At 59.0% G+C, this 13,758-nt stretch carries 16 protein-coding genes; 14 read left to right on the top strand and 2 right to left on the bottom strand.

What is annotated here, in order from left to right; genetic code table 11:
- Positions 1-161: 161 nt before the first annotated feature.
- Positions 162-548 carry a response regulator gene (locus C8N45_RS12495; protein ID WP_108386597.1) on the top strand — a complete coding sequence of 129 codons (387 nt, stop codon included), beginning with the start codon at positions 162-164 and terminating at the stop codon, positions 546-548.
- Here C8N45_RS12495 and C8N45_RS12490 read toward each other — a convergent pair.
- Positions 517-1,491, bottom strand: a complete 975-nt coding sequence (locus C8N45_RS12490; RefSeq protein WP_108386596.1) for a glutathione S-transferase family protein — start codon at positions 1,489-1,491, stop codon at positions 517-519. The genes C8N45_RS12495 and C8N45_RS12490 overlap by 32 nt on opposite strands.
- 305 nt (positions 1,492-1,796) lie before the next feature.
- On the opposite strand from C8N45_RS12490, the gene C8N45_RS12485 reads away from it, so the two are divergent.
- From C8N45_RS12485 to C8N45_RS12450, 8 genes are all read left to right on the top strand, one after another.
- On the top strand, positions 1,797-2,009 hold the full coding sequence (locus C8N45_RS12485) for a DUF6732 family protein (RefSeq protein WP_108386595.1): 213 nt from the start codon (positions 1,797-1,799) through the stop codon (positions 2,007-2,009).
- The gene (locus C8N45_RS12480) at positions 2,006-3,214 is read left to right on the top strand and encodes a sirohydrochlorin chelatase (RefSeq protein ID WP_108386594.1); all 1,209 of its coding nucleotides are present in this window, start codon (positions 2,006-2,008) and stop codon (positions 3,212-3,214) included. The genes C8N45_RS12485 and C8N45_RS12480 overlap by 4 nt, the downstream gene beginning before the upstream one ends.
- A 68-nt stretch (positions 3,215-3,282) precedes the next feature.
- On the top strand, positions 3,283-3,918 hold the full coding sequence (locus C8N45_RS12475) for a precorrin-8X methylmutase (protein WP_108386593.1): 636 nt from the start codon (positions 3,283-3,285) through the stop codon (positions 3,916-3,918).
- Positions 3,911-5,113, top strand: a complete 1,203-nt coding sequence (gene cbiE, locus C8N45_RS12470; protein ID WP_108386592.1) for a precorrin-6y C5,15-methyltransferase (decarboxylating) subunit CbiE — start codon at positions 3,911-3,913, stop codon at positions 5,111-5,113. Before C8N45_RS12475 ends, cbiE begins: the two co-directional genes overlap by 8 nt.
- Positions 5,110-5,859 (top strand): precorrin-2 C(20)-methyltransferase, encoded by a 750-nt coding sequence (gene cobI, locus C8N45_RS12465; protein ID WP_108386762.1) that lies wholly within the window; start codon positions 5,110-5,112, stop codon positions 5,857-5,859. The genes cbiE and cobI overlap by 4 nt, the downstream gene beginning before the upstream one ends.
- Entirely contained in the window at positions 5,850-7,670 is a 1,821-nt protein-coding gene (gene cobJ / locus C8N45_RS12460; RefSeq protein WP_108386591.1) for a precorrin-3B C(17)-methyltransferase, read from the top strand. The genes cobI and cobJ overlap by 10 nt, the downstream gene beginning before the upstream one ends.
- A 55-nt stretch (positions 7,671-7,725) precedes the next feature.
- A complete protein-coding gene (cobM, locus tag C8N45_RS12455) occupies positions 7,726-8,496 on the top strand; it encodes a precorrin-4 C(11)-methyltransferase (RefSeq protein ID WP_108386761.1) in 771 nt (256 codons plus the stop codon).
- Positions 8,497-8,595: 99 nt separating this feature from the next.
- Positions 8,596-8,943 carry a hypothetical protein gene (locus C8N45_RS12450; protein WP_108386760.1) on the top strand — a complete coding sequence of 116 codons (348 nt, stop codon included), beginning with the start codon at positions 8,596-8,598 and terminating at the stop codon, positions 8,941-8,943.
- A gap of 82 nt (positions 8,944-9,025) precedes the next feature.
- Here the strand turns inward: C8N45_RS12450 and C8N45_RS12445 are convergent, their stop codons facing one another.
- Positions 9,026-10,195, bottom strand: a complete 1,170-nt coding sequence (locus C8N45_RS12445) for a MalY/PatB family protein (protein ID WP_108386590.1) — start codon at positions 10,193-10,195, stop codon at positions 9,026-9,028.
- Between the two features lie 109 nt (positions 10,196-10,304).
- Between C8N45_RS12445 and def (C8N45_RS12440) the strand changes: the two genes are divergently transcribed.
- The 5 genes from def (C8N45_RS12440) to C8N45_RS12420 all read left to right on the top strand — a co-directional run bounded on the left by def (C8N45_RS12440) (position 10,305) and on the right by C8N45_RS12420 (position 13,697).
- Positions 10,305-10,826: a peptide deformylase gene (gene def / locus C8N45_RS12440; protein ID WP_108386589.1), complete on the top strand. Its 522-nt coding sequence runs from the start codon at positions 10,305-10,307 to the stop codon at positions 10,824-10,826.
- Between the two features lie 2 nt (positions 10,827-10,828).
- A complete protein-coding gene (gene def / locus C8N45_RS12435; RefSeq protein ID WP_108386588.1) occupies positions 10,829-11,290 on the top strand; it encodes a peptide deformylase in 462 nt (153 codons plus the stop codon).
- Positions 11,287-11,787 (top strand): peptide deformylase, encoded by a 501-nt coding sequence (gene def / locus C8N45_RS12430; protein ID WP_108386587.1) that lies wholly within the window; start codon positions 11,287-11,289, stop codon positions 11,785-11,787. The genes def (C8N45_RS12435) and def (C8N45_RS12430) overlap by 4 nt, the downstream gene beginning before the upstream one ends.
- A gap of 80 nt (positions 11,788-11,867) precedes the next feature.
- Positions 11,868-12,776 carry a methionyl-tRNA formyltransferase gene (gene fmt, locus C8N45_RS12425; protein ID WP_108386759.1) on the top strand — a complete coding sequence of 303 codons (909 nt, stop codon included), beginning with the start codon at positions 11,868-11,870 and terminating at the stop codon, positions 12,774-12,776.
- A gap of 135 nt (positions 12,777-12,911) precedes the next feature.
- A complete protein-coding gene (locus C8N45_RS12420) occupies positions 12,912-13,697 on the top strand; it encodes a L,D-transpeptidase (protein ID WP_108386586.1) in 786 nt (261 codons plus the stop codon).
- The last annotated feature ends 61 nt before the right edge of the window (positions 13,698-13,758 follow it).

Here is a 13,758-nt window from a genome sequence, read left to right as displayed (position 1 = left end):
TATCCATCCCTGTCTTTTGGTAAAGGATCTTAATGCGTGTTAACACTTCGTTAGGGATTTCAGCACACACCTGAATTCATAGATTTTAGTGCGAATTTGGGATTTATTTTTTGAGTGAATCCCGTTCTTATGTGAAGAAATCATAGGCTGCTGGAGTAAAAATGCACGTCCTGATTGTACAGAGCAACGCCGAACTCGGCAAGATATGGAAGCGACACCTAGAGCGTTTGAACGCCCGGGTCGTTCATGTCGAAACGGGACAGCACGCGCTGGCTCTGGTCCAAAGCGACTCCTTCGACGTGGTCGTCATTGATCTTGTGTTGAAAGAGGGCAGCCCACTGACTGTCGCCGATTTTGTTCAGTTCCGACAGCCGCGCGCCAACGTGGTCTTTGTCACCGATACGACGTTCTTTTCTGATGGGTCGATCTTTTCACACAGCGCGAATGCCCGCGCCCTGATTGAAACCGCGACCCCGCCAGCTGACCTGGCCGCGATTGTCCATCATTATGGGTGCCCTAGCCACGCTGGTGTGGAGCGTGCCAGTTGATTATCGGATTGGTCGGAATGATCCGGTTGGGGTTAATCGTATCGTGACTGTAGTGATAATGCCGGACGATATGGTCCATGTTCACTGTTTCTTCCACGCCGTCCCACTGATATAATTCGCGCGCAAATCCCATGATATTGGGATAATCCATGATCCGCTTGCGATTACATTTGAAATGCAGGTGGTAGACCATGTCGAACCGCACCAATGTTGTCCAAAGCCGCCAGTCTGCTTCGGTGATCCTGTCACCCATCAGATAGCGATTCTTCCCCAGATGGTCTTCAAGCCAGTCAAGCGTGTCAAACAGGGGGCCTACAGCCGCGTCATAGGCCTCTTGGGTGGTCGCAAAGCCGCTTTTGTAGACCCCGTTGTTCAACGTGTCATAGATCCGTGCATTGATTGGCTCGATCTCGGCGCGCAGGTCTTGTGGCCAGTAGTCGTCGGTGTTGCCGGTTATCTCGTCAAATGCGCTGTTGAACATGCGAATAATCTCGGAGCTTTCATTCGACACGATGGTGTTCTGCTGTTTGTCCCACAGAATAGGCACGGTAACGCGCCCTGAAATCTTGGGGTCGGCCCGCAGATAGATGTCGCGCGCAAACGGCAGGCCAAACAGGGTGTCGCCCGTGGCACCATGATCGTCTGTCTCGAATGTCCATCCGTCTGACAACATGTCCGGGTGCACGACAGAAACGCTGATGTGCTCGGTCAGCCCTTTGAGGGAACGAAAGATCAACGTGCGGTGGGCCCACGGACAGGCATAGGACACGTAAAGATGATAGCGTCCGCTTTCTGCCTTGAACCCGGCATCTCCTGATGGCCCGGCAGAGCCATCTGCCGTGATCCAGTTGCGGAATTTCGCGGTCGACCGGACAAAGGCCCCGCCGGATTTCTTGGTGTCGTACCAAACATCGTGCCAGATGCCGTCTACAAGTTGGCCCATTTCTGTGTTCCTTTCAAAGTTCGTTTGCCGTCAGATAGGCGATGAGCCTTGATGAACAAAGACCGCTCAGGGCGCAGGAACGGTGCGCATATGCACAATAGCACCCTGACGGGACCGTTGCCCGGATTGTCGTTTATGGGTTTGCCCCGCCTGTACTGTGTGGCTATACCGACGAATGACGAAGCCCGACGTGGGCCAGAGCGGTTGGAGGTGTCGCGGTCGACCCAGAACGGGGGCCAAAGCACCACGTCGTCCGAACACCGGTTTACCGGTCCTCTGGTCACGCGAAAACAGAGGAATGCGACATGCGATTTGGACTGTCCATGATCATGATCTTTGCGGCCACTGCGGCGGCGGCACACCCCGGCCACTGGGCTGATGTTGCGGGTCATGACCATTGGGTTGCCGGCGCGGCCATCGGACTGGCTGGCCTTGCCGCGATCTGGGGCGCCCTGAAGGGCAAGAAGGCCGAATCTGACGCTGAGGCCGAAGAAGAGATGGAAGAGGAAGCCGCATGAAAACCGGTGTCATGATCTGTGGGCATGGGTCGCGCAGCCAGTCAGCCGTGGATGAATTTGCCACGCTGGCCGAAAAGTTGCCCGCCTATCTACCTGACGATTGGGTCACGGATTATGGCTATCTGGAATTTGCCAATCCGGTCATCCGTGACGGTCTGGACCGTTTGCGCGACGCCGGTTGCGACCGTATTCTTGCCGTCCCCGGTATGCTTTTCGCGGCGATGCACGCCAAGAACGACATCCCCACGGTCCTCAATACCTATGCCGCCAAGCATGATATTGCCGTATCCTACGGGCGTGAGCTGGGCGTCGATCCCAAGATGATCGCCGCCGCCGCCGGGCGGGTGCAAGAGGCTGTGGACAAAGCGAATGCCGATTTGGGCGAACTGCCGTTGGCCGAAACCTGTCTGGTCGTGATTGGTCGTGGTGCCTCTGACCCGGATGCGAATGGCAATGTCGCCAAGATCGCCCGTATGGTCCAGGAAGGCATGGGTTTTGGCTGGTGCGAGGTCGGCTATTCGGGGGTGACGTTCCCGCTTGTCGAACCCTGCCTGCAACATGTGGCGCGCCTGCCTTACAAGCGCGTCATTGTCTTTCCCTATTTTCTGTTTTCGGGCATCCTGATTGACCGGATTTACGGCTTTACCGATCAGGTCGCTGCAGAACACTCCGATATTGATTTCGTCAAGGCGGGTTATCTGGGCGATCATCCAAAGGTTCTGGAAACCTTTGCCGAACGGATCAAGGAACAGAACAGTGACAATCCGCCGCCCAACTGTGGCCTGTGCGGCTATCGCAGTCAGGTGTTGGCACTTGAAAACGGCACGACGCGGACAATCAGCGCAGCAGACCGCACCCATCCGGCCTTTGGAGAAGTGCCGCCGCCCACCTGTGTCCTTTGCAAATACCGCACACAGGTTGTTGGCTTTGAAAGCGAGGTCGGCGCGGTGCAGGAAAGTCACCATCACCACGTTGAAGGGCAGGGTGCCAATGCACCGGGGTCAAACGTGGCCGATTGCGCCCTGTGTGACACGTTCTGCACAGGGCTTTGCCGACTTGAGGCGCAGCACGACCATCACCACCACCATGATCACGGGCATAGCCACGATCACGATCATGACCACCACCATCATCACCACGCCGTCTATCCCCATGCGCACCATCCGCACGGTCCGGAAAGCGCACGTAAAACGAAAAAGGCGTAACGCTCTTTTTGTCGCTCATCATTCTGCCGGTTGCCCCGGCACAAACCCTTCTTTGCCAAGGACCGCCCGTGCGTCCCTACGAAACAAACCCCGCAGCAATCTATGCGCAAAGCTTTGCGACAGTCCGGGCCGAGGCCCGGCTGGACCGTTTTCCGCCTGATCTGCATCCGCTACTGACGCGGCTCATTCACGCCTGCGGTATGGTTGAAGTGGCTGACCGTCTTGCCTATTCCGCTGACGTTGCAGCCGCCGGTCGCGCCGCACTTGAAGCGGGCGCGCCTGTGCTGTGTGACTGTGAAATGGTCGGCGCGGGGATCATCCGGCGCTATTTGCCTGCCGAAAATGATGTGATCGTCACCCTGAATGATCCCGCCGTGCCGGACTTGGCTGCCAGCATTGGCAATACGCGCTCTGCTGCAGCGGTTGAGCTTTGGCGCGATCACATTGACGGGGCTGTCGTCGCCATCGGAAATGCGCCGACTTCCCTGTTTCATCTGCTGGAGTTGCTTGACGCAGGCTGGCCCCGCCCTGCGGTGATCCTTGGCTTTCCCGTGGGGTTTGTGGGGGCTGCCGAAAGCAAGGCCGAACTGGCTGCAAACCCGCGCGGCTGTGCCTTTGCGGCCCTGCGCGGCAGACGCGGGGGGTCTGCGATGGCGTCTGCGGCTGTGAATGCCTTGGCTGTGGGGGTGCCCGAAGATGGCTGACCCTTGGCTGCATATTGTCGGGATCGGCGAAGATGGCATGGACGGTCTGACCCCCGCCAGCCGTGCCGTTGTAGAAGCGGCAGAGGTCATTGTGGGGGGGGAGCGTCACCATTCACTGGCCGATAATCTGACTGCCAGGCGCGTTGCTTGGCCGCATCCGTTTGATGCGCTGATTGCCACGATCGAGAAGATGCGCGGCCAGCGCGTTGTCGTGTTGGCCACAGGTGATCCGCTTTGGTATTCGGTCGGCGCCCGCATTGGCCGGTCAATTCCGCCTGCCGAGATTGTCTATCATCCGCAATTGTCGGCCTTTCAACTGGCAGCGGCCCGCATGGGCTGGTCCTTGCCTGATGTGGAGACGCTGACCGTGCATGGTCGCCCGGTCGAGCAGATGATCGCCTTTATCCAGCCGGATGTGCGTCTGTTGATCCTCACCACAGGGGCCGAGACACCATCACAAATTGCGCAGTTTTTGACTGCGCGGGGATTTGGTGCGTCGCGGATGACCGTGCTTGCAGCGATGGGTGGCAAGGATGAGGCGCGCTTTGACGGGGTGGCAGAAAGCTGGGACCATACCGTGCCGGCCTTCAACACGCTGGCGGTGGAATGTGTTGCCGCCCCTGATGCGGCCTTGCTGCCACGTGTGCCGGGGCTGGCCGATGATTTGTTTCAGTCTGACGGCACGATGACCAAGCAAGAGGTGCGCGCAGCAACGGTTGCCAAGCTGATGCCAATGCGCGGGGCGTTACTGTGGGACATTGGCAGCGGCTGCGGATCGGTTGCCATCGAATGGATGCGCGCCGCCCGCTATGCACGTGCAGTAGGGATTGAGCCGCGCGCGGACCGGCGCGCCATGGCCGCGGCCAATGCACTGGCCCTGGGTGTCCCAAAGCTGGAGTTGATTGACGGCACTGTGCCTGAGGCGCTGGACGGATTGGCGCCGCCGGATGCGATTTTCATTGGCGGCGGTTTGAGTGTGCAGACCTTTGACGCTGCATGGGCGGCCCTGCGTCCTTTGGGCCGTTTGGTGGCCAATGCCGTGACGCTGGAAAGCGAAGCTGTGTTGATTGCGCTGCAAAAGGAATATGGCGGTGATTTGGTGAAGCTGTCGGTCCATCGCGCAGAACCTGTTGGCAGCATGACCGGCTGGCGCCCGTCGATGCCTGTCACCCAATGGAGTTTGGTGAAGCGATGACGGACGGTGACACTCGGCTGGCGTCATCGTCCCACCCGCCGTCCCGCAAGGGGACGCTGTATGGTGTGGGCCTTGGCCCCGGTGCCCCGGATCTGATCACATTGCGCGCCGCCCGATTGATCGCGGCGGCCCGCGTTGTGGCTTACCCGACCTTGGCGGGTGCGCAAAGTTTTGCCCGCGCGATTGCGGCTGACCTGATTGCGGATGATGCGCAAGAGATTGCGATGGATGTCCCGATGTCTGTTGAACGTGCGCCGGCACAGGCGGCTTATGATACTGGCGCCGCATCGATTGCGCTGGCGCTGGATGCAGGAGAGGACGTGATTTGCCTGTGCGAGGGTGACCCGTTTTTCTACGGCTCTTTCATGTATCTGTTCGCCCGTTTGAGCGACCGATATCATGTTGAGGTCGTGCCGGGTGTCACGTCGGTGACAGCCTGTGCCGCGCGGGCAGGCATGCCGTTGGTGGCCCGCAATGAACGTCTGACGATCCTGCCGGGCCCATTGCCCGAGGCTGAACTGCGGACCCGCATTGAAGGGGCAGAGAGCGTGGTGATCATGAAAGTTGGCCGCCATTTGCCCAAGATACGCGCTGTCATCGCTGATTTGGGCCTGACGGCTAAGGCCCGTTATGCCGCGCGCGCGACATTGCCTGATGAGGTTATATTGCCTTTGGCGGATGCCCCCGACAAAGCGCCTTATTTTTCGATGATACTTCTGACCAAGGGGGCCGATCCATGGCTTTGAAACCGGTTGTTTTGGCCCTGTCACGCGCGGGCGAGGCTGTGGCCCACCGCGTCGCAGCCACCTTGGGTGCGCAGGTGCATGGCCGTGCGGGACGTGTTGACAGGGCCGATGCATTTTTTGCGAATGCACTAGATCATATGCGCGATCTTTTTGCAGCGGGTGTGCCGGTTATCGGCGTGTGTGCATCAGGCATTCTAATCCGCGCGGTTGCGCCTTTGCTGTCCGATAAAGTGACAGAGCCGCCGGTTATTTCGGTGTCTGATGATGGCGCGGTCGTGGTGCCGCTTTTGGGCGGGCATCGCGGTGCCAACCGTTTGGCGCGCGAGGTATCGCATGCGCTGGGTGCCGTTGCGGCCGTGACGACGGCAGGCGATGTGGCCCTTGGCGTGGCGCTGGATGAGCCGCCTGCGGGCTGGCGATTGGTCAACCCGCAGCACGCCAAAGAGGCGATGGCGATTTTGCTGTCGGGTGCGGGCGCACAGTTGGAAGGGCCCGAGGCAGGAGAGGCCACGTGGTTGCAGGGCCTGCCACAGGGGGATGGCTTGCGCATTACCTGTTCTGTTGCACCTGTGCCGGACTTGGGCACCGGTCATATCCAGTTTGCGCCGCAGCGGTTCGCGCTGGGCGTCGGATGTGCCCGTAATTGTCCTGTGGAGGAACTGGCCGATCTGGTAGCCAATGGGCTGGCAGAAGCGGGTGTTGCCCCTGCCGCTATCCACTCTGTCAATACGCTGTCGCTGAAAGCGGATGAGCCAGGTGTGATCGCACTGGCCACTGCATTTGACGTGCCATTGCGTGTCTTTGAGCCTGCCGAGCTGGAAGCATTGACTGACCGTCTGATGCATCCGTCAGACGTTGTCTTTGCCGAAGTGGGCACACATGGCGTGTCTGAAGCGGCGGCGCTGGCGCAGGCCGGTACGGCCGGGACGCTGCGTCTGCCAAAACGTAAATCGGGAAATGCGACCTGTGCGCTTGCGCAGACTGACGCGCCGATTAGTGGGTTGGGTGGCCGGTCGCGCGGGCGCTTGTCTGTTGTCGGCATCGGTCCCGGACAGGCGGCATGGCGGACGCCGGAAGTATCAAGGCTGGTGTCCGAGGCGGAAGAGCTGGTGGGCTACGGGCTATATATTGATCTGTTGGGGCCGCTAGCCGTCGGGAAAGAGCGGTCGGACTTTCCGCTGGGCGGAGAAGAGGACCGCTGCCGCTATGCATTGGAACAAGCGGGGAAAGGCAAGAATGTCGCACTTGTATGCTCTGGCGATGCGGGGATTTACGCGATGGGTGCGCTGGTGTTTGAATTGCTGGACCGCGCACAGGATCAGATGGGTGTCTCTGACGCTGCCCGCAGGGTTGAGGTGATTTGTTCGCCCGGTGTTAGTGCGTTGCAAGGGGCGGCTGCCCGTGCAGGTGCCCCGCTGGGCCATGATTTCTGCGCCATTTCATTGTCGGATTTGCTGACCCCGCGAGATGATATTCTCAAGCGTCTGAAGGCCGCCGCCGCAGGCGATTTTGTCATTGCCTTCTATAATCCGGTGTCGAAGCGCCGCCGGACCTTGCTGGCCGAGGCGCGTGATATTTTGTTACAGCATCGCCCGGCAGATACGCCGGTGATGCTTGCATCGTCATTGGGGCGCCCCGAGGAAGAAATCCGCTATCGCCGTCTTGATGCGCTTGAGGTGGATGAGGTTGATATGCTGACCGTGGTTCTGGTGGGGTCGTCCCATTCGCGGTTGGCGGCATTGGGTGAGGGGCCGCGCATGTACACGCCGCGCGGCTATGCCCGCAAGATTGATGGGGATCTGGCAGGGTGACGCTGTGTCGCTATGCGACATGCGCCCCACCCGCCATCCCGTTGGAGGTGATGATATGACCGTTTTCTTTATTGGTGCCGGACCTGGCGACCCGGAGTTGCTGACACTCAAGGCAGCGCGGATTATCGGGGAATGTCCTGTGTGCCTATATGCAGGGTCGCTTGTGCCGTCAGAGGTTGTGGCCTGCGCCCCATCGGGTGCCCGTATCATGGATACGGCCCCCATGACGCTGGATCAAACCCATGCGGCAATATTGGAGGCCCATAGGCAGGGGCAAAATGTGGCCCGTGTGCATTCGGGTGATCCGTCACTTTATGGCGCCATTGCCGAGCAGATACGGCGCCTGAAGGCGGATGGCATCGATTACCAGATCATTCCCGGCGTGCCCGCCTATGCTGCTGCTGCCGCCGCTTTGGGTACCGAACTGACGATCCCGGAGGTGGCCCAATCCATCATCCTGACCCGCATGTCGATGAAATCGACCGCGATGCCTGCGGGTGAAACGCTTGAGAATTTTGCCCGCACCGGTGCGACATTGGCTATTCATCTGGGCGTGCGCGCCTTGCGCGAGATCGAGCGGCAGTTAATCCCGTTTTATGGTGCGGACTGCCCTGTGGCCATCATCTATCGGGTCGGCTGGCCGGATCAGCAGATCATCAGAGGCACTCTGACCGATGTCCGCGAAAAAGTGCGCGCGGCCAAGATCACACGCACTGCCTTGATCCTTGTTGGCCCAGCCCTCAGCGATTCGCACGGATTCCCTGATAGCGCGCTCTATGATGCGGCCCGTCCGCATGTTTTGCGCCCAAAGGTTAACGCAAGTTAATAAGGTATTTCCAACGTTTATGCCGCGATGCGGCGGATTTTGTCACTTGATATTTACCTTTTGGAGTCCATGATTGGTGGAGTGTGGAAAGGGTTTGTGATGTTTAGTTTTTTACCGGAGGCCGTACGCCTTGGTCTGGAAGAGGCGCGAAAGTCAGCGCGGCGAGCGAAAGGTCGTCTTTCTGTACATGATGGTGATCAGACGTACCGTATCCGTCGGTTCTGGGACAGTGGCTTTGCGCTTGATCTTGATGGATCTGACCGGCTGCGCGGCTATGTTGATATTTATGATGGTCCCCAGCATTTGTATAAGTGCCTTGTCGTGTCGTCTGCGGATGATGGTGATGAGCGCGTTTTTGAATTCAAGTGGGCGACCCCGGTCGTCACCCAGCCTGCTGCTGATTTTGTCCGGCCTGATTTTGTGCCAGCCGGGTTGCTGGAAAATTAGCGACTAACTGGTCATGCAAGGGGCTGTTTGCAGCCGCGCGGTAAGCAATTGAGGGTAGGGGTGTTTCTGCCCCGTGCCTGAACTACTGCAAGTCACCAAATGCGCTTTGCAGCCGTGTCACGGCCTCTGAAATCTGGGCCCGTGGCGCGCCAAGGTTGAACCGCAGGAAGCTGTCGCCGCCCTTCCCGAAGGTTGGTCCGCGGTTTGCAGCGATCTTCGCCTGATTTTCGACGCGGGCGGTAAATTCGTCACTGCTCATGCCGGTCCCCGAAAAATCGACCCACGCCAGATAGGTCGCCTCAAGGGGCATTGATGCCAGTCCGGGGATGGCGTTGACCCCGGCGTCGAACAGCTTGCGGTTGCCATCCAGATAGGCCTGTAAATCATCAACCCAGGCCGCACCTTCGGGGCTGTAGGCTGCTGTCGTCATGAATAAGCCAAAGCTGTTGGGTGATATTCCCAACGCGGCCATGCGGCCCGCGAATCGCGCGCGCAGATCAGGGTCTTCGATAATCACGTTGCCAGTGTGGCAGCCCGCGATGTTAAAGGTCTTTGTGGGGGCCGTCATCATGACCAGACGGTCGGTAATTCCATCTATAAGAGCCATGGGGGTATGGCGCTGACCGGGCATCGTCAGGTCATGGTGAATCTCATCTGACACCAACATAAGGCCATGGCGCTGCGCGAAGGCAGCTACATCTTCCAGTTCGGCCCGCGACCAGACCCGCCCGCCGGGGTTATGCGGCGAACAGAGGATCAGCATGCTTTCTTTGCCTGTCATCTGTGCGTCATAGGCGGCAAAATCCATTTCGTAGCGGCCATTGTTGTTGACCAGCTCGCACGAGACGACCTCGCGGCCAGCCGCTTTGATGACCCGCTCAAACGCGTGATAGACCGGTGTGAAAAGCACGATCCCGTCGCCGGGTTTGGTGAAGGTATCGACGCACATTGCGGTGCCGTTCACCAGCCCATGCGTGGTAAAGATCCACGCAGGGTCGATTTTCCAGCCATGGCGCGTGTCCATCCACCAGCCGATCGCATCCAGATACGCGCTGTTATCGCCAAAATAGCCATAGACCCCATGATCAACCATGCCCTGGACGGCCTTTTGTATGCAATCGGGCGCCTGAAACTCAGTATCGGCCACCCACATGGCAATGCCTTCATCGGGGCTGACACCATAAATCGCCTCCATGCCGTCCCATTTTTCACAATGGGTGTTACGGCGGTCAGGGGCGTTATCGAATGACATGGGCTTTCTCCGGTTTGGTCACGCGGCAAGCTACGCACGCAGCCGTCAGGTGCAAGGCGAATTTGCACTGCTTCTTGCGGTGAGCGGATTGAAAGACTAAATCACGCGCATGGCTTTACGAAATATCCTTATCCATCCCGACCCGCGCCTGAAAAAGATGGCTGACCCTGTGGCAAATGTCAGCGATGACTTGCGCCAGTTGGCTGATGATATGCTTGAAACGATGTATAATGCACCGGGCATTGGTCTGGCCGCGCCGCAGGTTGCCGTCATGTCGCGGCTGGTCGTTGCAGATTGTGAAAAGGACGAGGATGCGAGCCCGAACCCGTTGGTTCTGATCAACCCAACCGTCGTTTGGACGTCGCCCGACAAATCTGTCTACGAGGAAGGGTGCCTGTCGATCCCTGACCAATATGCCGAAGTGGAACGGCCCAAAGAGGTCGAGATCGAATGGATGCGACTTGATGGCAAAACCCAGCGCGAGAAGTTTGACGGGCTGTGGGCCACCTGTTTGCAGCACGAGATCGACCATCTCGATGGCAAGTTGTTCATTGATTACCTCAAGCCGCTCAAGCGCCAGATGATCACCCGCAAAATGCAAAAGCTGAAGCGCGAAATGGCAAGGGGTTAGCCGTGGCTGTCCTAGCGCTGCGCTATATTGGTGATCCGGTTTTGGCGCAGGTTTGCACCCCGGTGCGTCATTTTGATGCCGGTCTGGATGGCCTCGTCGCGGATATGTTTGAAACGATGTACGCCGCCCCGGGCCGTGGGTTGGCCGCCCCGCAGATTGGCGTGACCGACCGTCTCTTTGTTATTGATACAACGTGGAAAGAGGGGCCAAAGACACCCCGCGCTTTTGTCAATCCACGGATCACCGACATGTCGGCTGACTTGGCCGTCGGCACCGAAGGGTGTCTTTCGATCCCGGATCGCACGTTTGCTGTGCCCCGCCCCCATTGGATTGACCTGACGTGGCAGGACTTGGATGGCCAGCAAAAGACTGGGCGTTTTGAAGATGTTGAAGCGGTCTGCATTTGCCACGAACTTGACCATCTGGACGGCAAACTGATTACCCAGACAGGGACAGAACAATGACCCATCGTCCCTATGTGATGTGGCCGCATCCATCCCTGAAAACGCCTGCAGTGCCCGTGTCCGAGATCACCGATGACGTGCGCGCCCTGTGGGACGAGATGATCATCGCCATGGACACCATGCCCGGTGTCGGACTGGCGGCCCCACAATTGGGCGTTGGGCTGGCCTTGGCCGTTGTCGATGCATCTGACACGCGCGGGCAGGCAGTGCGCATGGCAAACCCCCGCATTTTGCACGCCAGCACACAACTGCGCGACCACGAGGAAGGGTCACCAAATCTGCCCGGTGTCTGGGCGAAACTCAGCCGCCCGCGCGCTGTGACGGTCAGTTTTCTGAATGCCGAGGGCGTCACCGAGGAAAAGGATTTCGTCGGGCTTTGGGCGACGTCTGTTCAGCACCAGATCGATCATCTGGCCGGAAAGATGATCTTTGACAGGCTCACACGGGTCAAGCGCGATATGCTGATCAAGAAGGCCCGCAAGCTACGCGCAGGGTAGATACTGCGCGGGCGGTATTTGCGAAGCCAGCGGTTTTGCCCTACTGCGCCCGTAGCACCGCAAGCAAAGGGGTAAACCAAGTGCGCATCGTCTTTATGGGAACCCCGGAATTTTCTGTCCCGGTGCTTGATGCGCTGGTCGGGGCGGGGCACGAGATTGTGGCCGTCTATTGCCAACCGCCGCGCCCGGCAGGGCGTGGCAAGAAAGACAGGCCCAGCCCGGTGCAAAAACGGGCCGAGGCGCTGGGGTTGCCCGTGCGTTGCCCCGCATCATTGAAAGATGCACAATCGCAGGATGATTTTGCCGCGCTGGGCGCCGATATTGCCGTTGTGGTTGCCTATGGGTTGATCCTGCCCCAAGCGGTTCTGGATGCGCCGCGATTGGGGTGCCTCAATATCCACGCATCTTTGTTGCCGCGCTGGCGCGGGGCTGCCCCCATTCACCGTGCGATCATGGCGGGGGATGCCAAAACGGGCGTTTGCATCATGCAGATGGAGGCGGGATTGGATACAGGACCCGTTTTGTTGCGCGAAGAAACCGACATTGGCCTCGAAGAAACAACCGGTGAACTGCATGACAGGTTGTCGGCCATGGGTGCTGCTGCGATTGTTCGCGCTTTGGATCAATTGCCTAACCTGACTCCTGCGCCGCAGCCTGAGGAAGGCGTCACCTACGCGGCCAAGATCGACAAGGCCGAGGCCCGTATCGACTGGCACCAGTCTGCCAAACGGATAGACCGGATGATCCGGGGGCTCTCGCCTTTTCCGGGCGCTTGGTGTGACATATCGGGCGAGCGGGTCAAACTGCTTGGGTCGCGGCTTGCGATGGGTGGCGGTGCGCCCGGTGACCTATTGGGCGACTTTACCGTGGCCTGCGGCGAGGGGGCGGTTGAAATCACATATCTGCAACGTCCCGGCAAGCGGGCAATGCCAACGGCAGAGGCTTTGCGCGGGCTAAATCTGGGCAAAAGGCTGGGTTTCGCTGAATAATCCGGCGGTCAATATGTGCGAGACAGCGCAAAAGCGCGCGTTTTGCAACAGAATCAAAGCGTAATGCGTCCGCGGCTATCGCCTTTGAGTGCCGTGATGCTATCTGATGATTCGCGCAAGACAGGTGTTTGACGAATGATAACGACAGGTGAACTGACCAGACGGTCCTTTGGTGCAATGATGTTGGGCACGGTCGCCGCCTGCTCGCAGCCGCCTGTGGTCTCCGGGCCGGCTGGTTCAACCAATTTCATCGATGGCTACGGACCAATCGAAGACTCAGGCTATAATCTGCCGGGCATTCCCAGCCGATACCTGCAAGGCGTGAACCGCCGGATGTCCGGCATTTACAATGGAGAACAGGGGCCGAATACGCTCGATGTCGATCCCTATGCCAAATTCCTGTATCATGTGCGGGCCGATGGCACGACGACCCGCTATCCTGTCGGCGTCGGGCGCGCGGGGCGGTCCATTCGCGGGATGGCCACGATCAAGCTCAAGCGGAAGTGGCCGGGCTGGACACCGACGCAGAACATGCTGCGTACCGAGCCAGAGGTCTACGGCGACTTTCGTGGCGGTATCCCGGGGGGCTTGCGCAGCCCGCTGGGGGCACGCGCGCTTTATCTGTTCCGGGGCAATCGCGACACATTCTACCGGATCCATGGCACGAACGATCTGGATTCCATTGGGAATTCCGGTTCGGCCGGATGCATTCGCATGTTCAATCAGGATGTGATCCACCTGTTTGACCAGATCGAGGTGCCGATGCAGGTCAACATCCGCTCGCGCGAGGAATCGCTGCGCGTTGATCCTGAAAATTATGAGCGCGGGGTCGAACTTCCACCCAAGATTATCTCGGCCGAGGAATTGCTGGGGCCAGAGGCCGAAGCGCTGGATCGCCCACCCGTCTTTGACGAAAGCTAGGGGCCTTTTCTTTGCCATTTTGTCGGGTCACACTCGCCCCAAACGGGAGCGTGCGAGGCAC

Origin of the sequence: Yoonia sediminilitoris (assembly GCF_003058085.1) — a bacterium.
GTDB classification, from domain to species: domain Bacteria; phylum Pseudomonadota; class Alphaproteobacteria; order Rhodobacterales; family Rhodobacteraceae; genus Yoonia; species Yoonia sediminilitoris.
Note: the sequence above shows the minus strand (reverse complement) of the source record. Positions and strands in the feature narration are given on the sequence as shown.